At 41.6% G+C, this 22601-nt stretch carries 20 protein-coding genes, 3 tRNA genes and 1 other RNA gene; 13 read left to right on the top strand and 11 right to left on the bottom strand.

What is annotated here, in order from left to right:
• Positions 1-3 precede the first annotated feature (3 nt).
• From F947_RS03630 to F947_RS03615, 4 genes are all read right to left on the bottom strand, one after another.
• Positions 4-78: transfer RNA gene (locus F947_RS03630), tRNA-Gln, on the bottom strand.
• Positions 77-907, bottom strand: a complete 831-nt coding sequence (gene ispE, locus F947_RS03625) for a 4-(cytidine 5'-diphospho)-2-C-methyl-D-erythritol kinase (RefSeq protein WP_004972225.1) — start codon at positions 905-907, stop codon at positions 77-79. The genes F947_RS03630 and ispE overlap by 2 nt, the downstream gene beginning before the upstream one ends.
• Positions 908-926: 19 nt before the next feature.
• Complete coding sequence (gene lolB / locus F947_RS03620; protein ID WP_004972223.1) at positions 927-1505, bottom strand: lipoprotein insertase outer membrane protein LolB; 579 nt, start codon at positions 1503-1505, stop codon at positions 927-929.
• Between the two features lie 7 nt (positions 1506-1512).
• Entirely contained in the window at positions 1513-3225 is a 1713-nt protein-coding gene (locus F947_RS03615; RefSeq protein ID WP_004972219.1) for a tetratricopeptide repeat protein, read from the bottom strand.
• A 78-nt stretch (positions 3226-3303) separates the two neighbouring features.
• On the opposite strand from F947_RS03615, the gene hemA reads away from it, so the two are divergent.
• Positions 3304-4578, top strand: coding sequence for a glutamyl-tRNA reductase (hemA, locus tag F947_RS03610; protein ID WP_004972216.1), 1275 nt, complete (start codon positions 3304-3306; stop codon positions 4576-4578).
• Between the two features lie 68 nt (positions 4579-4646).
• On the opposite strand, the gene F947_RS03605 is transcribed toward hemA, so the two are convergent.
• Complete coding sequence (locus F947_RS03605) at positions 4647-6602, bottom strand: DNA primase (RefSeq protein WP_026438292.1); 1956 nt, start codon at positions 6600-6602, stop codon at positions 4647-4649.
• A 198-nt stretch (positions 6603-6800) separates the two neighbouring features.
• Complete coding sequence (locus F947_RS03600) at positions 6801-7781, bottom strand: outer membrane protein assembly factor BamD (RefSeq protein ID WP_004972213.1); 981 nt, start codon at positions 7779-7781, stop codon at positions 6801-6803.
• A 71-nt stretch (positions 7782-7852) separates the two neighbouring features.
• On the opposite strand from F947_RS03600, the gene rluD reads away from it, so the two are divergent.
• The 3 genes from rluD (at position 7853) to F947_RS03585 (ending at position 10329) form a co-directional block, all read left to right on the top strand.
• Positions 7853-8905 (top strand): 23S rRNA pseudouridine(1911/1915/1917) synthase RluD, encoded by a 1053-nt coding sequence (gene rluD, locus F947_RS03595; RefSeq protein ID WP_004972212.1) that lies wholly within the window; start codon positions 7853-7855, stop codon positions 8903-8905.
• A gap of 71 nt (positions 8906-8976) precedes the next feature.
• Positions 8977-9720: a peptidoglycan editing factor PgeF gene (gene pgeF / locus F947_RS03590; RefSeq protein WP_004972211.1), complete on the top strand. Its 744-nt coding sequence runs from the start codon at positions 8977-8979 to the stop codon at positions 9718-9720.
• Positions 9721-9759: 39 nt separating this feature from the next.
• Complete coding sequence (locus F947_RS03585) at positions 9760-10329, top strand: flavodoxin family protein (RefSeq protein WP_004972210.1); 570 nt, start codon at positions 9760-9762, stop codon at positions 10327-10329.
• A gap of 78 nt (positions 10330-10407) precedes the next feature.
• On the opposite strand, the gene smpB is transcribed toward F947_RS03585, so the two are convergent.
• Positions 10408-10884 carry an SsrA-binding protein SmpB gene (smpB, locus tag F947_RS03580; protein ID WP_004972209.1) on the bottom strand — a complete coding sequence of 159 codons (477 nt, stop codon included), beginning with the start codon at positions 10882-10884 and terminating at the stop codon, positions 10408-10410.
• 179 nt (positions 10885-11063) lie between these two features.
• Here smpB and coaD point away from each other — a divergent pair, with 179 nt between their 5' ends.
• The 4 genes from coaD to F947_RS03565 all read left to right on the top strand — a co-directional run bounded on the left by coaD (position 11064) and on the right by F947_RS03565 (position 12375).
• The gene (coaD, locus tag F947_RS03575) at positions 11064-11555 is read left to right on the top strand and encodes a pantetheine-phosphate adenylyltransferase (protein ID WP_004972207.1); all 492 of its coding nucleotides are present in this window, start codon (positions 11064-11066) and stop codon (positions 11553-11555) included.
• 1 nt (position 11556) lies between these two features.
• Positions 11557-11820, top strand: a complete 264-nt coding sequence (locus F947_RS03570) for a YfhL family 4Fe-4S dicluster ferredoxin (protein ID WP_004972206.1) — start codon at positions 11557-11559, stop codon at positions 11818-11820.
• Between the two features lie 27 nt (positions 11821-11847).
• Positions 11848-12225, top strand: an RNA gene (gene rnpB, locus F947_RS14040) — RNase P RNA component class A.
• Between the two features lie 73 nt (positions 12226-12298).
• Positions 12299-12375, top strand: a tRNA-Met gene (locus F947_RS03565).
• Between the two features lie 38 nt (positions 12376-12413).
• Here the strand turns inward: F947_RS03565 and F947_RS03560 are convergent.
• On the bottom strand, positions 12414-12827 hold the full coding sequence (locus F947_RS03560) for a hypothetical protein (protein WP_004972205.1): 414 nt from the start codon (positions 12825-12827) through the stop codon (positions 12414-12416).
• Positions 12828-13020: 193 nt separating this feature from the next.
• Between F947_RS03560 and F947_RS03555 the strand changes: the two genes are divergently transcribed.
• Positions 13021-13097 (top strand) — tRNA-Met (locus F947_RS03555).
• 143 nt (positions 13098-13240) lie between these two features.
• Here the strand turns inward: F947_RS03555 and F947_RS03550 are convergent.
• The 3 genes from F947_RS03550 to gltA all read right to left on the bottom strand — a co-directional run bounded on the left by F947_RS03550 (position 13241) and on the right by gltA (position 17207).
• On the bottom strand, positions 13241-14866 hold the full coding sequence (locus tag F947_RS03550) for an NAD+ synthase (protein WP_004972204.1): 1626 nt from the start codon (positions 14864-14866) through the stop codon (positions 13241-13243).
• A 355-nt stretch (positions 14867-15221) separates the two neighbouring features.
• Positions 15222-15737 (bottom strand): hypothetical protein, encoded by a 516-nt coding sequence (locus tag F947_RS03545; RefSeq protein WP_004972203.1) that lies wholly within the window; start codon positions 15735-15737, stop codon positions 15222-15224.
• A 195-nt stretch (positions 15738-15932) separates the two neighbouring features.
• The gene (gltA, locus tag F947_RS03540) at positions 15933-17207 is read right to left on the bottom strand and encodes a citrate synthase (protein ID WP_004972202.1); all 1275 of its coding nucleotides are present in this window, start codon (positions 17205-17207) and stop codon (positions 15933-15935) included.
• Positions 17208-18361: 1154 nt separating this feature from the next.
• Here gltA and sdhC point away from each other — a divergent pair.
• From sdhC to F947_RS03520, 4 genes are read left to right on the top strand one after another with little or no spacing between them, the layout of a single operon-like run.
• A complete protein-coding gene (gene sdhC / locus F947_RS03535; protein ID WP_026438062.1) occupies positions 18362-18760 on the top strand; it encodes a succinate dehydrogenase, cytochrome b556 subunit in 399 nt (132 codons plus the stop codon).
• Positions 18760-19125 carry a succinate dehydrogenase, hydrophobic membrane anchor protein gene (gene sdhD, locus F947_RS03530; RefSeq protein ID WP_004972200.1) on the top strand — a complete coding sequence of 122 codons (366 nt, stop codon included), beginning with the start codon at positions 18760-18762 and terminating at the stop codon, positions 19123-19125. The genes sdhC and sdhD overlap by 1 nt, the downstream gene beginning before the upstream one ends.
• A gap of 12 nt (positions 19126-19137) precedes the next feature.
• Positions 19138-21036: an FAD-binding protein gene (locus F947_RS03525; RefSeq protein ID WP_004972199.1), complete on the top strand. Its 1899-nt coding sequence runs from the start codon at positions 19138-19140 to the stop codon at positions 21034-21036.
• A 14-nt stretch (positions 21037-21050) separates the two neighbouring features.
• The gene (locus tag F947_RS03520; RefSeq protein ID WP_004972196.1) at positions 21051-21761 is read left to right on the top strand and encodes a succinate dehydrogenase iron-sulfur subunit; all 711 of its coding nucleotides are present in this window, start codon (positions 21051-21053) and stop codon (positions 21759-21761) included.
• Positions 21762-22601: the final 840 nt, after the last annotated feature.

Genomic DNA, 22601 nt, shown 5'->3' with positions numbered 1-22601 from the left:
AGATGGCAGGGGTAGCTGGATTCGAACCAACGGATGCCGATATCAAAAACCGGTGCCTTACCACTTGGCGATACCCCTATTGTACTGTGAAATGTCGTAATGGAGATTCATCTAAGCTGTTCACAACGTACGCAGTACATGGTGAGTGTGCCAAAATGTCGTCTACATTCATTTCTGCAGTCACTTCAGTAAAGACACAAGCACCTGTACCTGTAAGCTTTGCTTGACCAAATTGGTCTAAATAACGCATTGCTTCATCAACTTCGGGGTATAAATTTCGTGCCACAGGCTCAAAATTATTTCCAAAGTCAGATGGCTTTATCTGATAGCCGCAGAATTTAGTGGGCTTCGTGTTTCTTGTCAATGTTTTTTGTGAAAAAAGTAGTTGAGTGCTGATAAAACAGTCAGGTTTTAACACAATATATTGTTTTGGGGCTAAGTCTATGAATGTTAACTGTTCACCAATGCCTTCTGCCCATGCATTACGACCATGCACAAAGATAGGTACATCTGCTCCGAGCTGTAAACCAAGTTCAGCTAGTTTTTGAGTATCCAAGCCACATTGCCAAAGTTGATTGACTACAATTAAGGTGGTTGCGGCATTGGATGAACCTCCGCCAAGCCCTGCACCCATAGGGATGTACTTCTCAATTGAAATATTTAAACCTGTGGCTTGTTTCGCGTAAGGTTTTAAAATTTGCGTGGCTTTGTAAATCAGGTTTTGCTCTAAATCGACACTATTTAAGCCCTGAATTTGAATGCTTTGAGTATCATTGACTTCAAATTCTAACCAGTCGTATAAATCAATCAGTTGAAAAATCGTCTGCAATTCATGGTAGCCGTTGTCACGACGCCCAGTAATGTGCAAAAACAGATTTAATTTGGCAGGTGAGGGTACACGAATCATGGCGAAACTTGGCAAGTGATTAACGATTTTGGATGAGCATTGTAATACGGTTTTCTTGCCCTGATTCAAGTGCTTGTTTCAAAATCAGACGGTTTGGCAAACTGGCACTGTCGTTATAGCTCAAATCGACCGTCCAACCATCTTCAATAAATTGAGTCGGGCGCTGTTGGGGGTCTTTTTGAATTTGGGCATTGACCGTTGCAGGTCGGGCTTGTACCCAATCGACCAAGTGGGTGATGGGCGCTTGCCAACCTGTGGCTTGTTCTAACAGTTCTTCAGGACTTTCGGCATAAATTATCCCTGTTTTGGCACTGTTGAGGGTGACTTGTCCTGGTTGTCCGCTAATTTGCGTTTTACCAACGCCCAAAATGCCGCTCAGTTCAATATCAAACTGCTGTTGCTGCTGTACCCAAGTAAAAAAGGCACTGCCAGATTGCTGCGGAGTGCGCACACCAATTTTGCCTTGTAGGTTAAATTGATTTTCGGCTTCAACTTGCTGTGAAATGTTGGCTGGTTTTTGTACGAAAGGCTGACAACCTGTCAGCACAAGGCTACTGGTGGCAAAAAGGGTTAATCCTAATTTTGAAAATAAACGCATGAATCTTTTAACTCTTTTTAACTGGCTGCGGTAACAATAGCGAATTTAATTGTTGCAATTGCGGATCATTCGGATGATTTTGTTGTAATTGTTGTAACACTTGGCTGAATTTTTGAATATCTCCTTGCATATACAACGATTTTGCATAACGTGAGCCAATCGCGGCACTATGACTCAGGGCGTAGGCTTTTTCCAAAGCCTGTGCCGAAGCGGTGTAGTCATTTTGCAAATAGCTGACATAACCTAAAGTATCTAAAATAGAGGCCTGTTCAGGTGCAAACTCAAGTGCTTGTTCTACATAGCGACGTGCTTCATCCAAACGGCGATTTTGCAGTGCAAGGGTATAGGCGTAGGCATTTAAATAGGTTGGGCTGTTCGGCTCAATTTCCAGTAACTTGGTGAGCAGTTGATCCAGTTTGTCTTTTTCCTGATGTGCATCGAGCAGTAAGACTTCTGAATAGATCAGGTCAGGATCATCGGGCAGGTTTTTGATGGCTTCATCTAACAAACGCAGAGCTGCTTTTTTATTGTCCATGCGTTTTAAAATATCGGCCTGTGCCTGATATAAAAAACTGGCATGCTGCGGATAATTGACCCGTTCCTGCGTTAAAAAGCGCAGTGCATCATTCAGTTTATCTTGCTGGGCAAAAATACTGATCATGTTGCGACGTGAAACGGTATATAGGCTACCATCCACCAAACGATAATAGGCTTTGGCTGTTTCAAAGTGCTGTTTACGCTCGGCATTGACTGCCAAATAGAAATAGGCTTCGTTTTGATATTGGGCTGAATAGCGCAACTCTACTAAATATTTTTCAGCTTTTTCGTATTGTTTTAAGTCAATACTGGTCAAACCTGCAATAAATAAAGCTTCATCTTCCGTAGGCCATTTTTTTAAAATAGCTTCTAGTTTTGTTAGCGCCAAAGTTGCTTCATTTTTTTTGACCAGATATTTGGCTTCGGCTAAACGGACTTCAAAGTTATTGTTGTGCTTACGGCTAGATTTTGCATACCAAGCTGCCGTTTCTTCTTCATTGCCAAGTACGCTCAACAAATTGGCTTTCATTAAAATATAGCCAGTGACTTTCGGGCGTTTGCGCAACGCTCTGTTAATGGTGTCGAGCGCGGCTTGATATTGTCCATTTTGCGCTTTTAAACCTGCAATCAATACCAAAATAGATGGATTGTCTTTGGCTTTGCTGGTGCGCAGGGCTTGAATCAGAAATTCACGGTCTTCTACAGATTCAGGGGAAATTCCCGCCAAAATTTGTTCTAAGTCAGCCGTGGCATCAATATTTAGAATTTTATCTAAGGTTTCTGCAGCCAAGTCATATTCATGCGCTTTGAGTGCAATGTGCGCCAAATAAAACAGTGCAGGGACATCGGATGGTTCTTGTACCACCCAATGTGTTGCAATATCTAATGCGGCACGTAGGTCATTTTGTTCAATGGCAATATTCAGGGCGCGTTGTTTAATGGAAGTCGAATTGTTCTTAATTGCCAAGACCGTGTAGTTGTGTAATGCAGTTGGAATATCGCCATAAGCCAAGGCAAATTCTGCCACCATGGTTTGTTTTACCGCATTATAATTTGAATTTGCATGATAAATTTCTTCAGATGCTCTAAGATGAGCAACTGAAGCCATGCTACCGACCAGTAAGAATGTGGTAGAATATTGCTTAATTGTCGCGCCGTATGGTCGGCTATTTGTTTGACGCAATTTTTCTTGATCCAAGTAATGCTTTTTATGACACCGTTATTGCACAATAGCATAAATTTAGCGAAATGATGATCTGATATGTCTTTCTTTGCATTGGGTGTCAACCATCAAACCGCCTCTGTAGAGTTGCGCGAGCAAATTGCATTTAACCCAGAAAAGTTAAGTGCCTTACTTGCTGAGCAAAGCCAACATCCCGAACTGAATGATTTGGTGGTGGTGTCTACCTGCAACCGTACCGAAGTCTACGCCATGTCTGAACATCCAGAACAGGTGTTGGATTGGCTTGCACACGTCAATGGTATTGATGCGAAGCAATTGAGTCGTCATGTTTATCGTTATGAAAATGCACAGGCGGTGTCGCATTTAATGCGCGTAGCCAGTGGGCTAGATTCACTCATGTTGGGTGAGCCGCAAATTTTAGGTCAGGTCAAAACTGCGCTGTCTTTAGCCAAAGACTCACATACGGTTTCGCAACAACTCAACCGAATTTTTGAATATGCGTTTTATGCTGCCAAACGGGTACGTTCAGAAACTGCCGTAGGCAGCCATGCCGTGTCTATGGGTTATGCGGTTGCGCAACTGGCGTTACAAGTATTTAGCCATCCTGAAAAACTAACCGTGATGGTGGTGGCAGCAGGCGAAATGAATAGCCTTGTAGCGAAGCATTTAGCTGAGATGGGCGTCGCTAAAATTTTAATTTGTAACCGTACCCGCGCCCGCGCCGAAACTTTGGCACAAGAAATTGCGCATCGGGTTGAAGTTGAAATTATTGAATTTGATCAGTTAGCAGCCAATTTACACCGCGCTGATGTAATTTCAAGCTGTACGGGTAGTTTGCATCAGGTGATTGCTTATCCTGAAGTGAAAGCAGCGTTAAAGAAACGTCGCTATCAGCAAATGTTGTTGGTCGATTTGGCCGTACCACGTGATATTGATCCTAAAATTGAAAATTTGGATGGCGTGTATTTGTACGGGGTCGATGACCTGCAAAGCGTGATTGATGAAAACTTGGCGCAGCGTCGTCAGGCGGCTGTGGAAGCAGAGCTAATGGTCAATCAGCTTGTGACTGAGTTGGTGACCCATCAAAAAGTTCAGCAAGCAGGTGCGACCATTCATGCTTACCGTGAACATGGCGAAAGCTTGCGTCAGGAAGAATTAAATTTGGCGATGGCGCGTATTGCCAAAGGTGAAGATGCTGCACAAGTTATGCAAGAATTTTCCTATCGTTTAACCCAAAAACTGCTGCATCCAACTTCTATTTTATTGCGTGAAGCAGCCAAAGGTGATGAGCCTGAATGTTTTGAGTTTATGCAGGAAAATTTAGCAGCGACTGCCAAACGTCGTCGCAAATAAGTAAGATTAACGTGATTTACAAAAAAGATTTTTGACGATACAAACTTAATCTAATCAGACCAGATCGCTTATTCCTCTAACAAGGTCAGCGATCTTTTTTTATCAATTTCATAAATTTGATGTTTCAATCGCTTCATTTCTTCAATACTGCTGAATTTTTTGGAGCGAATTTTTTGCTGTAAACAGTCGTATTGCAATTTGGTCGAAAAATCCTGCGCCAATTTATCGACGTGTTCAGGAGAAGTCGTGTAATCACTGACATTGGCTTGTTGTAAAATGCGCTGTAATTCATAGTGATACGCTGAGCATGCACCCAAAATATAATATTTGGCTTGTTCAGGATCATCGGGTAGATCATCAAAAATAGTATTTAAAATATTTAAGATTTGGTGTAGCAGATGATCATTTGGAATCAGCGCACGTAACGGTTCAAAGTGAATATACAAATACGGGTGATTGATTAGAATCGCAATCACATATTCTTCGGCATCGACTTTGGTGCTAAAACTCAAAGATGCATCGTTATTGGTCTGTGCCTGCCATTTACGGTTAAAGCCTAACTTTTCACGGAAAAACTGTTGCAGCAAATAGCGATAAGAACCCGTTTTGGGCAAAAGTTCGGTCAACTGCCGCAGTTCACCCATGACCTGACTTTTGCCTTCAGGGGTACTGATATTATGGTTTTGGGTGAGATGCGCAAAGACAAAATCTGATAGCAAAGGTGCTTGATCTAATAAACGTCGGAAATTTTCGATGCCTTCACGACGAATAAGTGAGTCAGGGTCGTGCTCATTGGGTAAAACAAAGAACTTCAGTTCACGTCCATCATTGAGCAAAGGCAGTGCAATTTCCAGTGTACGACGTGCGGCTTTTTGACCTGCGGCATCGCCATCAAACGCGATGGTAATGCGGTTGTTTTGGCGGAATAGAATGTTTAAATGATCGGTATTACTGGCTGTACCGAGTGTCGCTACAGCACCATGAATGCCGTATTGCTGCAAGGCAATCACATCCATATAGCCTTCGACCATTAAATAATCTTGGGCTTTTTGTTTGCGTCCTTCATATAAACCATAGAGCAATTGGTTTTTATGAAACACTTCCGAATCGGGCGAGTTGATGTATTTGGGTTTGATTTCATCATTAAGTGCGCGACCACCAAAGCCGACCACACGTCCTTTGCTGTCACGGATTGGAAAAATCACCCGATCACGTAATAAATCGAAGTCACGTCCCTTGTCACTGGTACGAATTAAGCCTAGCAGTTTTAAACCTGCAATGTCTTGCGGAAAGGCTTTTTCTAAATGCTGCCAATCTTCGGGTGCGTAACCCAAGCGCCAAAACTGCAAGGTTTGTGCGGTTAAACCACGTTTTTGAAAATACTGTTGCGCGGCAGGGCTGTGCGGCAATTGCTGCTCATAATATTGCGCTATATTTTCTAGCAAGTCGTATAAGTTGCCTTCTTGTGCAGGTGTGTCCTGCATGGTGTCCCATTGCTCAAAACCTGCAAACGGGTCGGCATTGTTTTGAAATTCCGAGTTTGCGTATTCAGTACTTTGAAACTCGGCAAAAGGATCAAAGTCGATGCCTGTAGCATCAAAAGCATGTTCGCTTGATGTGGTTTGAACTGCAGAAGTTTCATTCTGGTCTTTTGCTGTTGGCTTGGGTTGAGCTATCGATGTTGGCTTTTTGGCTTCACGTTTATAAGAGAGTTTTTTATTGTCGTGCTGATCTTTTGGGAGTTCGATGCCTGTTTGACTGGCCAAGTCTTTCATGACATCTACAAAATTGCGGTTATCAATATCCATTAAAAAACGGATGGCGTTACCATTTGCCTGACAGCCAAAGCAATGATAATACTGCTTGTCACGGTAAACGTGAAAAGACGGGGTTTTTTCCTGATGGAACGGGCAGCAGCCCGAATAGGTACGACCAGTTTTTTTTAATTTCACGCGCTGACTAATCAGATCGACAATATCAGTGCGATCTAAAATTTGATCAATCGTGTGCTGTGGAATGGCCATACGGTTTTGTCTGTTATCTCTTGGTAGTGAAAGGTTCGCCGAACAGGTTGAATACATCAGACTGTGCTGATTGACTCAATGAGTATTCTCTTTTGTATCTTTTTCTAGGACAGGAAACAAGCCCATAAAAGAACAAAGGGCAAGTATCATAACTTGCCCTTTGCATTTTTCAAAACTGAAAAATCAGTCGGAATGGTTTTATTCAGTGCTGTCGTTTTGAGATTTTGGACGATCGAGCAAGCCAAAACTCAAACGGTTGGTGAGGCTGCGTGATGGCTCTGCTTGTGCTTTAGTATCTGACTGTTGTGCTTCGGTGCTGCTTTGCGCTTCACGTCCGAAAATACCCAAAGTTGCACGGTTAATCCAGCTTGCGTCATGACGGGCAGCACGTAAATTCACGCTACCATCTGCTTTAACCAAATTTGGATAGTTCAGTTTCAACACATCAATATATTGCTGAGCTGTGGCTTGATCGCCCAGTTTGCCATAACCATAAGCCACCGTTGCCAATGCTTCTGGAATTTGCGGAGTTTGCGGATAATGCTCAACTACCCACAATGAACGCTCTACTGCAGCCACCCATGCTTTACGTTTAATGTTATAACGTGCCGCATTCATTTCGGCTTCCGCCAGTTCCTGACCAATAAACTGCATGCGCTGTGCAGCATCTACCGCATAAGTGCTTGATGGATAGCGACGGATAAAATCGACAAAGTTTTGATAGGCCAGTTTTAAATAGCTAACATCACGGTGTGATTGCTTGAGCGAGGTATAACGCAACAAACCATCATAGTTTTGTTCCATATTCGCCACACCCCGTACATAGTAGGCATAATCGGCTTTAGGATGCTGCGGGTTCATGCGGATAAAACGATCTGCAACAGCAATTGCGCCTTCATAATCTTTTTGCTGGAATTTTGCATACAACAATTCAAGCTGCGCTTGCTGCGCATAATCACCCGTTGGATAATAGGTTTCTAAAGCTTCAAGATGCTTAACGGCATCGGTGTATTGACCACGATCCAGTGCTTTTTCTGCTTTTTCAATATAAACCTGTTCGCTAGATTGCGGACCAGTATCGACCACTTCTTTTTTTGGATTGCTGCTACAGCCCACAATTGCAGACGCAACGCCGAGTGAAAGAGCAAGCATTGTTATTTTATAACGTGGTAGCGACATAAAAATTCCTCTGTTAATACGGGCAATGAGCTACAATTGCGCTATTAAACCACTTTTGTCTGAATGAGCAAATGAGTCAAGCACAATCTACCCATTCCAATTTACCTGAAACTGAGTTCAATTTACTTGAAGATGCTGAGGATGCAGATAACCATACTTCAGACTCAACTGCAACACGTTTATCGTTGCAATTTCAATTGGATGACAGCCACTTAGGACTACGCATCGACCAAGTTGCAGCCATCATTTGGAGTGAATTTTCACGTGAAAAGCTAAAACAGTGGCTCAAAGACGGTCATTTGTTGGTAAATGGTAACACGGTCAAACCTAAATATAAGTGTGAAGGTGATGAGCTTCTTACCCTAGAAGTCGAGCTTGAAGCGCAAACCCGCAGCCTGCCTGAAGATATTCCACTGGATATTATTTATGAAGATGATGACATCATGGTGATTAATAAACCTGTGGGCATGGTGGTGCATCCGGGGGCGGGAAATAGCTCTGGAACTCTGGTAAATGCCTTGCTGCATCATTATCCAAAATCGGCAGAGTTAACTCGTGCAGGTTTGGTGCATCGTATTGATAAAGATACTTCGGGTTTGCTGGTGGTTGCCAAAAATCTGGAAGCACAGTTTGCCTTGACCAAGCAACTGGCGAAAAAGTCAGTTTATCGTTTATACGACTTGGTGGTGTACGGCAACATGATTGCGGGAGGCACTGTCGATGAGCCGATTAAACGCCATCCTGTAGATCGAGTGAAAATGGCTGTTTTGCCGGGCGGCAAAGACGCCGTCACACATTACAATGTTAAAGAACGCTTTCAGCATTTCACTCGTGTTCAGGCGCGTTTGGAAACTGGACGTACTCATCAAATTCGTGTGCATCTAAGTTATATTGGTTATGGTTTGGTTGGCGATCCTGTTTATACGCCACGTGTACGTGTGCCAGCAGGCGCATCGGCATTATTAAACGATACCTTGCGTAACTTTAAACGTCAGGCCTTACATGCCGTCAAACTCGGTTTGGTGCATCCACGTACTCAAGAAGAAATGATGTTTGAAGCGCCGTGGCCTGAAGACTTTAAACAATTGGTAGACGTGTTACGCAGTGAAAATGCTGCCTATTAATTGTTGCATAGACAGCATTAACAAGATCAACTCAGATACGGCAATGCCAGAAAACGACTAAGGATAGATTTATGCAATTTGTTCAAGGATTACCTGCAGGTGTGTATGTTGGGCAAACCCGCATACAACATGTGCAAGCTTTAGCGACAGACTGTGCCGATGTATCTGGTTTTAATCTGGCGCTGCATGTGCAGGATGATGCATGGCGTGTGCAGCAGCATCGTATGAGTTTACTGGCAGAGTTTGCTGAATATGGGGTCGATAAAATGACGTGGATGACGCAAACACATAGCGTGTTGTGTCAGACCATTAATGAGCAAATCACTTGTGAAGCTTTAGAAGGCGATGGTTTGGTCACTCAGCGTAAAGCGCATGCTTTAATGATGATGACCGCAGACTGTTTACCTGTGGTTTTGGGCAATGCCGAAGGCACTGAGGTTGCGAATCTGCATGCAGGCTGGCGTGGTCTTGCCAACGGTATTATCGAAAACACCATCGTCGAAATGCAAAGTGCTCCAACATGGGCGTGGTTGGGTGCGGCTATTAGTCAGCCGTGTTTTGAAGTTGGGGCTGAGGTGAAACAGGCATTTTGCGATAAATATCCTGAATTAGACACGGCTTTTATTGCAGGGCAGCAGCAAGGTAAATATCTTACTGACTTGTATGCGATCGCGCGTTTTATTTTGCAGCAGCATGGTGTTACAACGGTCTTGGGCGGTGATCAGTGCTCGTATCAACAAGCCGATGATTACTATTCTTACCGCCGTCAAGCACGTACAGGACGTATGGCAACATTCGTGTTTATGCAGGCTTAGTGTTAAACTTGACTTAATTATTTGGTTTTAAACATTCTCATGTCAGTGACTCATTCAACATCTTCTTGCGCTGCTATTCGTGTGGCGGTGGTTTATCACAGTCCTTATGGTCATACTGCTAAGGTGGCACAGCATATTGCACAAGGTGCTGCGCAAATGGATGCTCAGGTGACTTTGATGGATGTGGCTGAAATTGAATGGGATAGCCTAGATCAAGCCGATATTATCATTATGGGCTGTCCAACTTATATGGGCAGCATTACTTCGGCTTTAAAACAGTTTATGGAGCAATCGTCTAAGCGTTGGTTGGCCAGAACTTGGCAGGGCAAACTGGCGGCAGGTTTTACCAATGGCGGTGGTTTAAGTGGCGATAAACTGGCGGTGCTGCAACAAATTAATTTATTTGCGATGCAGCATGGCATGTTGTGGTCAGGTTTACCGTTTATGCCGACAGGGCGTAGTCCACACGATATTAACCGCATGTCGAGCTTTTTGGGTTTAATGACGCAGTCTGATAATGCCAGTGTTGAAGTTACGCCACCCGAAGGTGATTTGGAAACTGCAGTCAAATTTGGTAAATATTTGGTGGAATTAAAACTTAAAGACTAAGCATTTTTAGTTTTACAACTTCCATAAAAAATGCTCGATGTTGATCTCGAGCATTTTTTATGGGCGGAATGTGCAAAATTATTTGTGCATCAAACGTGCTTTATCACGCTGCCAATCGCGGTCTTTTTCAGAAGCGCGTTTATCGTGCAATTGTTTACCTTTCACCAAAGCAATTTCAAGCTTCGCTAAAGGGCCTTTCCAATAACATGCTAAAGGTACGCAAGAATAACCTTTTTGATTGACTGCACCCATCAACTTTTCAATTTCACGTCGTGAAAGTAAGAGTTTGCGGGTACGGGTCGCTTCAGGCACTACATGCGTTGAAGCCGACAAGAGTGGTTGAATTTGTGCACCAAATAAAAAGGCTTCATTGTCACGAAACAGGATATAACTTTCGGTAATAGTCATACGTCCTGCGCGCAAAGATTTGACTTCCCAACCTTGCAAAGAAAGTCCTGCTTCAAATTTTTCTTCAATAAAATAATCGTGGCGTGCACGTTTATTCTGTGCAATTGTTCCGCCCGTATTTTTTTTAACTACAGTTAGCTTCGCCATATTCAATTACTTCCAAACTTATGACTATTGTGCCTCAAACCAAGGCTTGCTGACAAATCAAAATCATCACAACTGTTGGCTAAACTGCTTTGATATTTCATAATTTGGTAGACTTTAGTTCACTAAAATTTTTTGTATTTGTTAAACTAACTTTGACAAAACCAACTAGAGCATAATGGATGTCTAAAACTCGCGTAATTTATCCGGGCACCTTTGACCCGATTACTAATGGTCATATTGACTTGGTGACACGTGCTGCAAAAATGTTTGATGAAGTCGTGGTCGCAATTGCCATTGGACATCATAAAAATCCAATTTTTACTTTGGAAGAACGTGTGGAATTGGCACAGGCATCTTTAAAGCATTTGCCTAATGTTGAATTTGTCGGATTTGATGGTTTATTGGTTAATTTTTTCCGTGAGCAAAATGCGACTGCAGTTTTGCGTGGTTTGCGTGCTGTTTCAGATTTTGAATATGAATTTCAGTTGGCAAATATGAACCGTCAATTAGATGCGAAATATGAAGCGGTATTTCTGACTCCTTCAGAGCAATATTCATTTATTTCTTCTACATTAGTTCGTGAAATTGCACGCTTAAAAGGTGATGTGACTAAATTTGTTGCACCTGTTGTGGTCGAAGCCTTTGAGCGTAAATTACGACAAGGTTGGTAGCGTGTCTTTATATATTACCGATGAATGTATTAACTGTGATGTCTGTGAACCTGTATGCCCAAATGAGGCAATTTATATGGGTGAGCTGATTTATGAGATTAATCCAGCATTATGTACTGAATGTGTAGGACATCACGAGCAGCCGCAGTGTCAGTTATTTTGCCCAGTCGATTGTATTCCGCTCGATCCAGAGCATGTAGAAACACAGGAACAATTGCTGGAAAAATATAAAAAACTGATTGCTCAAAAAAGCGCAAGCAATTAACTTATAATTTTGCTAAGATGCGCCTTCGAAGTGAACCAGACGATCGCTGCTGTGGAGGTCTCCGTGACTGAAACAGGGGAGGAAAGTCCGGGCTTCATAGGGCAGGGTGCCAGGTAACGCCTGGGCGGCGTGAGCCGACGGAAAGTGCAGCAGAGAGTAGACCGCCTTCATATGGTTTCTTTTTCGGAAGAAATTGAAGGTAAGGGTGAAAGGGTGCGGTAAGAGCGCACCGCATGGCTGGTAACAGTTCATGGCATGGTAAACCCCACCAGAAGCAAGACCAAATAGGAATCCTGAGGTACGGCCCGTACTGGATTCGGGTAGGTCGCTTGAGCGTATGAGTGATTGTACGCCTAGAGGAATGATCGTTCTCGACAGAACCCGGCTTATCGGTTCACTTCACCAAATTTTAAGCAATTGATGCGTGATAAGGCTTGACGTTGCCTAGATTACAGCAGATAATGCGCGCACAGTTTTTGGCTATGTAGCTCAGTTGGTTAGAGCACCGCACTCATAATGCGGGGGTCACAGGTTCAAGTCCCGTCATAGCCACCATTTTTCAGACCACGTTCACTAACGTGGTCTTTTTTTGTTTAAAATTTATTTGTGCAATCTATTTGAGCTGTATCTAGTTGAATCTGCATTTGTAGGTTTTGAATCTGTTGCCAATTGGCTTGTTGATCAGAGTGAGCAAAAATTTTGGCATCGACCTGATTTAATTTTTTTAGCGAAATGTGTTGTGATGCACAATAACGCCCTACAGCACGCTCATAAGCCAGTTGTTGCTGCGCTGCAGCATTGAGTTGATGTGCCGTTAAAATCTTTTGCTGCCCTTTGGCATAAGCAACCAAGACACGTCGGTCTGCGATGCTATAACTCATTTTAGAATTAATAAATTGCGCAACATCACGCCGTACACCGTTGTAATCTACAAAAATAGGTGAAACCAAAGCGCAGGAACTTAAGCCAACAACAAGGCTACTCAGTATTATAGACTTCAAGATCATGGTTGAATTTATTCTCTTTTTTCTGTGTGACTTGATATAGATTTTGCTGCAAATATTTAAGAATCTCCGTAAGAAAATAGTAATTTGATTAAAATTAAACAAATTGCACTGTTTTTGCTTAAACTGTGAGCGTTTGTAAATTAAAATACTTGACGATGCAGGGCTAAGTTTAGATAATGCGCACACAGTTTATGGCTATGTAGCTCAGTTGGTTAGAGCACCGCACTCATAATGCGGGGGTCACAGGTTCAAGTCCCGTCATAGCCACCATTTTTATAGACTAAGCTCTCAGCTTGGTCTTTTTTTATGTCAAAATTTTAGGCTACTTTTTGCAGCATTGGTTTAATGGCAGGTACAAAAAAACCAAGCCGTAGCTTGGTTTTTTATATCTTTGTTTAAGCAATGCTTTAGCGTTAAATCCCTGCTTTCCAACCATTGACGAGCGGATAGCGACGTTCACGACCAAAAGCGCGTGAACTAATACGTGGTCCTAATGCACCTTGGCGACGCTTGTACTCGTTGCGATCAACCAATTGAATGACTTTCTCGACCATCGCGCGTTCAAAGCCTTTGCTAATGATGTCTTCTTGGCTCTGATCTTCTTCAATATACGCATACAAAATCGCATCGAGCACTTCGTATGGTGGTAAAGAATCTTGGTCTTTTTGGTCAGGACGTAATTCTGCTGAAGGTGGGCGGGTAATTACACGTTCAGGAATCACAGGAGTATCAGCGATGCTGTTACGGTATTTTGCCAATTCAAACACAATGGTTTTGTACACATCTTTGAGTACCGCATAACCACCGACCATATCGCCATAAAGCGTGCAGTAACCAACTGCTAACTCAGATTTGTTACCTGTAGAAAGCACGAGGTTACCAAACTTATTCGACAGACCCATTAAGATTGTGCCGCGTGCACGAGCTTGTAAATTTTCTTCTGTGGTGTCGCTAGGGCTGTTACCAAAGAAAGGATACAGCGTTTGCATAAAGCTATTTACGATCGGGTGAATTTCAGCAATACCAAAAGTCACGCCTAAAGTTTTGGCTTGCTCTGCAGCATCTTCCACACTAATTTGCGCGGTATAAGTGTACGGCATCATTACCGCTTGTACCTTATCTGCACCAATTGCATCAACCGCAATAGCAAGAGTGAGCGCTGAATCAATTCCGCCCGACAAGCCAAGAATTACACCAGGGAAGCCAGAGCGTTGCACGTAGTCACGGGTTGCGAGCACTAAACCTTGATAGATTTCTGCAAGGGTGTCTAAAGCTGGGCTAATTTCGGCAGTTTTAAAGTGCTTCTGTGCAGCGTCATATTCTGCGTAGAATAAACCTTCTTGGTAGGTTGGGGCTTGTAATGCAACATTGCCTGCTTGGTTAATCACAAAGCTCGTACCATCGAAGATTAAATCATCTTGACCGCCAACTTGGTTTACATACACCACATTGAGATGTAATTGTTTTGCCAGTTCGGTCATGGTCTGTACACGATGCTGCGGTTTACCCACTTCATAAGGCGATGCGTTCAAGACCAATGCAGTTTCTACATTCAACTGTGCCAATTGCTGCACGGTTGGCAAAGACCATAAATCTTCGCAAATCAAAACGCCAAATTTATGACCAAGGTATTCAAAAACTAAGTGTTGATGACCTTCATCAAAATAGCGTTTTTCATCAAATACAGCATAATTTGGTAAATTTTGCTTGTTGTAAATACCTAAGATGTTGCCATCTTTCATGACGGCAGCCGAGTTAAAGCGCTGACCATCTTCAGTTTCATTGACAAAGCCGAAAACTAAAACAATATCTTTAATTTCACGTAATTGTTCAAATGCTTGTTGTGTGCGTTGATTCAAGCTTGGGCGCAGTAATAAATCTTCTGCAGGGTAGCCCAAAATTGAAAGTTCAGGAAAAATAATCAAATCTGCATGTTGTTTTTTCGCTTCATTTGCTTGTTCAAGCATTTTTTGCGCGTTTGCTTCGAGATTGCCAATGTGTGGAGAGAACTGTGCAAGGGCAATTTTAAAAGATTTCATTTAAATTAAGTCCTATTCCTATAGGTGTAGAATACACGTAAGTGGCTGATGATTATTGTTATAAAAATTTCAGCGTAGTGTATTGTGGATTAAACGACTGCCGAAAGGCACAAATAAAAACCATTTATTATCTAACAGATAAAGATCTTATTTTGCAGTGCAAAAATGGAGACTTTTGCTATTTTATCTTAATTTAGAATAGATGCTAGCATCGAATACACTTTATTGTCTTGTCTGCAAGAATATCATTGAAATGTGACAGAATTTTTATGCTATTTATTTGAAAAGCATTATATTTTTAGGTTGTATGATGCATGTGTTTTTCGTGAAATAAGCATGTACCAAGATGAGTGAGCTAAGTCGAGCGGTGCGGGCTGTTTAAAATAATATTGTCTATTTTTTTAAGAAAAATATCTTTGGCAATTTCACCTTGTTGCTCAATGTTGTAAGCAAAAAAAGGTTTCGCTTCAATTAAGCGATAATGATATGGATTGTAACGCTTAAAACTCAAAAAATACGCGGTTTGCAATACCGCACCACGCAGTAAGACATTGATGTGATGTTGATGCTGTAAAATGTGCGCCATCTCATGAATAAAGATCGCTTGATAGCCACGGTGTGCTTGGCTGTAGTCGGCTAGATAATGCCGATTACGCACATGAATATAGCCACAGGGGGCCATAAAAATGTGCTGTGGCTGCCAAGGCAAATAAGGATGGTTCATGACTTTGACTTGGCTGTAGTCAATCAGATTGCCAAACACAGATTGGCACAACTGTATTTCCATTGCAGTTAGGCTTCGACATCTAAACTGATCTAGTTTGAGCAGTCGCATCAATAAGCTGAGAATGAATAAATGCAGTTGTAGCATAGAAATGAGTTGTAAGTAGCTGACATCAAAAATATAGCCTAAATCTGCAATGATCTAAATTTTATTTTGTGGCTTGGTGGTTGTTTGGAATAAGTAAAGCAGTAACGAGTTTTATCGGCTAAATAAAAGCAATAAAAAACCACCCGAAGGTGGTTTTTTTGTCGTGTCGTTTTACACGCTACAACGCAGACCGAATTAACGGTTGATGTCGCGTTGAGTGTGGCCAGTGTAAAGCTGACGAGGACGACCGATTTTGTAAGGACCGCTGTGCATTTCTAACCAGTGGCTGATCCAACCAACTGTACGTGCAAGTGCGAAAATTACAGTAAACATTTCTGTTGGGATACCAATCGCTTTAAGGATGATACCTGAGTAGAAGTCTACGTTAGGGTATAAGTTACGCTTGATGAAGTATTCATCAGATAACGCAATACGCTCAAGTTCCATTGCAAGTGCAAGTTGTGGATCGTTGATACCTAAGTCGTTAAGTACTTCGTCACAAGTTTGCTTCATTACAGTCGCACGTGGGTCATGGTTTTTATAAACGCGGTGACCAAAGCCCATAAGTTTAACTTCTTTAGTCTTCACTTTTTCCATGAACTCAGCAACGTGTTCTACAGAGCCGATTTCATCAAGCATCTTAAGAACAGCTTCGTTCGCACCACCGTGAGCAGGACCCCAAAGTGCAGAAATACCTGCAGAGATACATGCGTATGGGTTAGCGCCGGTAGAACCTGCTAAACGTACAGTTGAAGTAGACGCGTTTTGTTCGTGGTCAGCGTGAAGCGTGAAGATACGATCCATTGCGCGAGCGTGAACAGGGTTTACTTTGTAATCACGGTCTGCTGGTGTAGCAAACATCATGTACAAGAAGTTTTCTGCGTAGCTTAAGTCGTTACGTGGGTAAACAAATGGTTGACCAACAGTGTACTTGTAGCTCCAAGCCGCTAAAGTAGGAATCTTCGCGATTAAACGAATCGCTGTGATTTCACGGTGGTTAACATCTTCGATGTCTAAGTTGTTGTGATAGAACGCAGATAACGCACCAACAACACCTACCATGATTGCCATAGGGTGAGCGTCACGACGGAAACCGTTATAGAAACGTTTTACTTGGTCGTGAACCATAGTGTGGTTGCGAACTTTAGCGTCAAAATCAGCTTTTTGTTCTGCAGTTGGAAGCTCACCATTTAATAATAAGTAGCAAGTTTCTAAGTAGTCAGCTTTAGTCGCTAATTGGTCAATTGGGTAACCACGGTGTAAAAGAATACCTTTGTTACCGTCAATGAACGTAATTTTAGACTCGCAAGACGCTGTTGCCATAAAACCAGGATCAAAAGTAAAGTGACCTGCCGCCAACACATCCTTAACGTCAATTACATCTGGGCCTAATGTGCCGCTGTAAATTGGTAATTCAATTTCTTTTCCATCAAGCTGTAATACGGCTTTTTTGCCAGTTGCTTCAGACATTCAATAGATCTCCTGTCCTGGTGAATGTTGATCTGACTCGAAGTATCAATCTTTTAATGCGCAAGTCAGACGGATTAAAAATTAGCTCTAAGATTAGAGAGTACTGAAATTTTGTCAATTATACTTATGGATTAAGCAGACGACTATTTATAGAAAAAGTCGAAAAAATTCCAGTAAAAAAATCAATAAAATCACAGCACAGCCGCCGTATCATAAGTCAAAATTTGTCGGATGTGCAGAAAAAAATCATCAATACGGATTAATTGTAAGCAATTTTAAATGCTGGTTTTGGTGTGCTATTTCTTTGGTAGGATTCAGTCCAATACTTAAATTTATCTAATTCTCATAACTTACACGTTTTTATATACACGGTAGGGTAGTCAGATTAGTTGGAATAGGCAGTGAGTCTGGTATTTAAATTCGATATTGATTGATCAAAAAATGACTGATTAAACTCCTGAAAATAGCCATAACCCATCATATTTTGATTAAGAAATGACGAAATCTTTGTGAATAAAGTGTGGTTATTTATCCATACAGATACAAAAAATACTGGATAAGTCATTCATTCGCATGATGATTATCATTTTTAATATTTATTTAGGTGTGGTGTTTAAAGTAAATATAAGTTGTATAAATAGATTGAGGTATGTGCCGACATTAAAGTTTAATCCATGATCAGGTGTACCTTGACCAAAGCAAAGTGATGGGCTGTCTGGATCTAAGAGTCTTGTGTTGTGGTTGTAAATTGCTGCAAACAGTGGAGTACACACATATATAGTGCTGCTACTTATATATAAGTATGTGAAAACCCGAAGAACATCTGAAAAACAAAGTACAAATTTATCTTTAGTCTAAATATTCTAAAGCCACTGGTTGTGTCATCAAGAGTTTTCACTTTAATAATTTATTTAAAAACATAGATTTATGTTTGATTGTGTGGTTGTGGATGGTAATTGGTTTGTCTTTATACTTGTTAATGATTCTTATTTAAGGGTTTTTTAGCCAAAAAGCCGAGTAGAGTTGTTTGTATTTTAACAGTTGACGTTTTATAATTCAGTGTCGTTTTAAGGTTAGGCATGAATTTGCCTAACAATGCCAGCTTTCCTTCGAATTTATTCCAACAAACTCCGGATGGAGTTTTTACTTACAGGATGCCCGCTGTGAAAAGCAACAGACCTGTCAATTTGTCCATGGGTCAAGTTTTAGAAGTAAACTTAAAATCGCCCGTGGCTATTGCATCAATTCTACACCGTCTTTCTGGTGTCATCGTATTTTTACTCGTACCGGTACTTTTATGGTTGTTAGACAAGTCTTTGTCTTCACCTGAAGGTTTTGCTCAAGTTCAAGAAATTTTTAACGGTTTCTTTGTGCGCTTTATCGTATGGGTATTTGTAGCCGGCTTAATCTATCACTTCATTGCTGGTGTTAAGCACTTACTTGCTGACCTTGGTTTTGCAGAAGAACTGCAAAGTGGTCGCATTGCAGCTACTATTTCATTGATCTTGTCTGCTATCGGTATCGTTGCAGCATTTGTATGGATTGTAATCTAATGAAAAGTGCTACAGGTTTAACGGGTTCAGGTTCTCGCGATTGGTTTATCCAACGTATTAGTGCTGTTGTTCTTGCTGTTTATACCGTTGTGGTATTTGGTTGGATTCTTCTTAACGGTGGATTCAACTTTGAACAGTGGTACGGCTTTATGATGACATTACCAATGAAGATTATGTCTTTATTGGCAGTCTTATCTCTTGTTGCACATGCTTGGATCGGTATGTGGCAAGTATTCACTGACTATGTGACTACTCGTCAAATGGGTCCTTCAGCTTCAGGTTTACGCCTAGTGCTGACTTCAGCAGTGATTATTGCTGTTTTTGCATACGCAATCTGGGCAATCCAGATTTTCTGGGCGAATTGATAGGAAAATATCATGGGCGCGATTAACCCTAAAGAAGATTATACAAATATTCCACACCAATTCTTTGACGCAGTCATCGTTGGTGGTGGTGGTTCAGGTATGCGTGCATCTTACCAACTTGCTCAAGCAGGTTTGAAAGTTGCGGTATTGACCAAAGTATTCCCTACACGTTCACACACTGTTGCAGCGCAGGGTGGTATTGGTGCATCTCTTGGTAACATGCAAGAAGATAACTGGCACTACCACTTTTACGACACAGTAAAAGGTTCTGACTGGTTGGGCGACCAAGACGCGATTGAATTCATGACGCGTGAAGCGCCACAAGTGGTTTATGAATTAGAACACTTGGGTATGCCATTTGACCGTAACGCAGACGGTACAATTTACCAACGTCCATTCGGTGGTCACTCTGCAAACTACGGTGAAAAAGCGGTTCCACGTGCATGTGCTGCAGCTGACCGTACAGGTCACGCACTTCTTCACACGCTTTATCAAAGCAACGTGAAAATGGGCACTCAATTCTTCGTAGAATGGATTGCTCTTGATTTGATCCGTAACGAAGCTGGCGATGTACTAGGTGTGACTGCAATTGACCAAGAAACAGGTAAAATCGCAGTATTCCAAGCGAAAGCGACATTGTTTGCTACAGGTGGTGCAGGTCGTGTGTACCGTGCATCTACAAACGCATATATCAACACTGGTGACGGTCTTGGTATGGCTGCGCGTGCAGGTATTCCATTACAAGATATGGAATTCTGGCAGTTCCACCCAACAGGTGTTGCGGGCGCGGGCGTATTGTTAACGGAAGGCTGTCGTGGTGAGGGTGGTATCCTTCGTAACGATTCAGGCGAACCGTTCATGGAGCGTTATGCACCAACTTTGAAAGACTTGGCGCCACGTGACTTCGTATCACGTTCTATGGACCAAGAAATTAAAGAAGGTCGTGGTTGTGGTCCAAACAAAGACTACATCTTGCTTGATATGACGCACTTAGGTGCAGACACAATCATGAAGCGTCTTCCATCTGTATTTGAGATTGGTAAGAAATTCGCGAACGTTGACTGTACTAAAGAGCCAATTCCTGTTGTGCCTACAATCCATTACCAAATGGGTGGTATTCCAACCAATATTCATGGTCAAGTGGTTGTTCCAGAAAGCCGTGAAACTCAAGAGTTGGTTGCGAACTACAACGCAGAAACTGATACATATACAACCAACGCGGGTGACCGTGACTTTGCTAAACCAGTAAAAGGTTTCTATGCAATTGGTGAGTGTTCATGTGTATCTGTACACGGTGCAAACCGTTTAGGTACAAACTCATTGCTTGACTTGGTTGTATTTGGTAAGGCTGCTGGTCAACACATCATTGAGTATGTGACTAAGCAACATGATGGTGAGTACGAACCACTTCCAACAACTGTACTTGAAAATACTGTGAACCGTATTCGTAAACTTGACGAATCGACTTCAGGTGAAAACGCTCAAGAAGTTGCTGATGCAATTCGTAACATCGTTCAAGACCACGCAGGTGTATTCCGTACTTCAGCATTGCTTGATGAAGGTGTGAAACAAATTCTTGCGCTTGAGCCACGTGTTCGCAACATTCATTTGAAAGACAAATCTAAAGTATTCAACACTGCACGTGTAGAAGCATTAGAAGTTGAAAACTTGTATGAAGTTGCTAAAGCGACACTAATCTCAGCTGCTGCACGTAAAGAATGTCGTGGTGCGCATACGGTTGTAGACTTTGAGTTACCACCAGATCACCCAACTTATTCTTATGGTCGTCGTGATGATGAGTGGATGAAGCATACTTTATGGTTCTCTACAGATAACCGTCTTGAGTACAAACCAGTACGTTACAAGCCGCTTACTGTAGCTGCTATTCCACCTAAACCACGTACATTCTAATTGGGAGAAGTAAGATGAGTAGAGGTACTCGTACATTTAATATCTACCGCTACGATCCTGATAAGGATAAAGCACCGTACATGCAAACTTTTAAGCTTGAATTGACTGATAAGCACCGTATGTTGCTTGATGCACTTCTTGAATTGAAAGTACAAGACGAATCTTTGACATTCCGTCGTTCATGTCGTGAAGGTATTTGTGGTTCTGATGGTGTAAACATCAATGGTAAAAACGGTTTAGCGTGTCTTTGGAACCTAAACGATTTACCAGAAGTGATCACAATTCGTCCACTTCCGGGTCTTCCTGTAATTAAAGACTTGGTTGTAGACATGAATCAGTTCTACGATCAGTATAACAAGATTCATCCGTTCTTGATCAACAACCAACCTGCGCCACCAAAAGAGCGTTTACAATCTCAAGAAGAGCGTGAGCATCTTGATGGTTTGTATGAATGTATTCTTTGTGCATGTTGTTCAACTTCATGCCCATCATTCTGGTGGAACCCAGACAAGTTCTTGGGTCCTTCAGCGTTGTTGAATGCATATCGTTTCATTATCGATTCGCGTGATACTGCAACTCAAGAGCGTTTGGCTCGTCTTGACGATCCATTCTCTTTGTTCCGTTGTAAAGGTATTATGAACTGTGTATCTGTATGTCCTAAAGGCTTGAACCCAACTAAAGCAATCGGTCACATCCGTAACATGCTTTTAGATATGGCTGGCTAATAGACTGCGTGATCAGTTGAAAAAAGCACACCTAGGTGTGCTTTTTTTTGTGCCAAAATTACGATAAAAGTCGTGTGATAAGTTGCTTGTTTTTGATGAGTACATAAATGAAAAATGTTGCATGCAAAGAAGTGATTAAAAAGTGAGTATTTGATATTTTTTAGGTATAACTGTTGGATAAATAGACAAAAACAGCATTTAGCCGACTAAAGTTGCACACAATTGTAATCCAGTGCTGCTATTTTGTTGTAAAGCATGGGCAAATGCCAAGTTTAGCTGCAATATTTATTTTTAGATGTTATCATGTAACGTGTAAGTGAGAGGGCAGATTGAGAGATGTGCTCTCTTTTATTTTATCTGAAATAGCGGTGTTGGACTTTGGTCTAAATTGCATCTGTTTTTTAAATAAAGCACCATATGTTAGATGAAAATAGAATCAGTGTATTTCGCCAATTTATAGGAGGTATGTGTCAAAAAAATCAATTGCATTTCTGAGATCATGTTACGATTAACAAATGACTATATCTGAAAAATGTTGAATTTTTGTACATTTTATCAACATTTTAAGTGCAAATGATGTGTTATTAAATCAGGACTATTGCAGAAAAGTCGTATTAGAAAAGCTAAGACTGAGCACTTATTTTTTCTAAAACGATTTTGCAAAAAATTGCTCGGCTTGGGTCGAGTATATAAATGAGTGATGATGCCAATGAGGGCGTTATGATTCATAAATGACATTGGGTTTTCCTAATGTAGTGATAACGCCTCATGACATATGTCAACTGGGGACTAATGTCATGTTACCAATTTGACATTATCAATCATGGGTTTTGCTTAAAA

The sequence above is a fragment of the Acinetobacter towneri DSM 14962 = CIP 107472 genome (assembly GCF_000368785.1).
In the GTDB taxonomy this organism is placed as follows: Bacteria; Pseudomonadota; Gammaproteobacteria; order Pseudomonadales; family Moraxellaceae; genus Acinetobacter; species Acinetobacter towneri.
The sequence above is the reverse complement of the archived record's forward strand: the minus strand, read 5'-3'. Positions and strand labels throughout refer to the sequence as shown.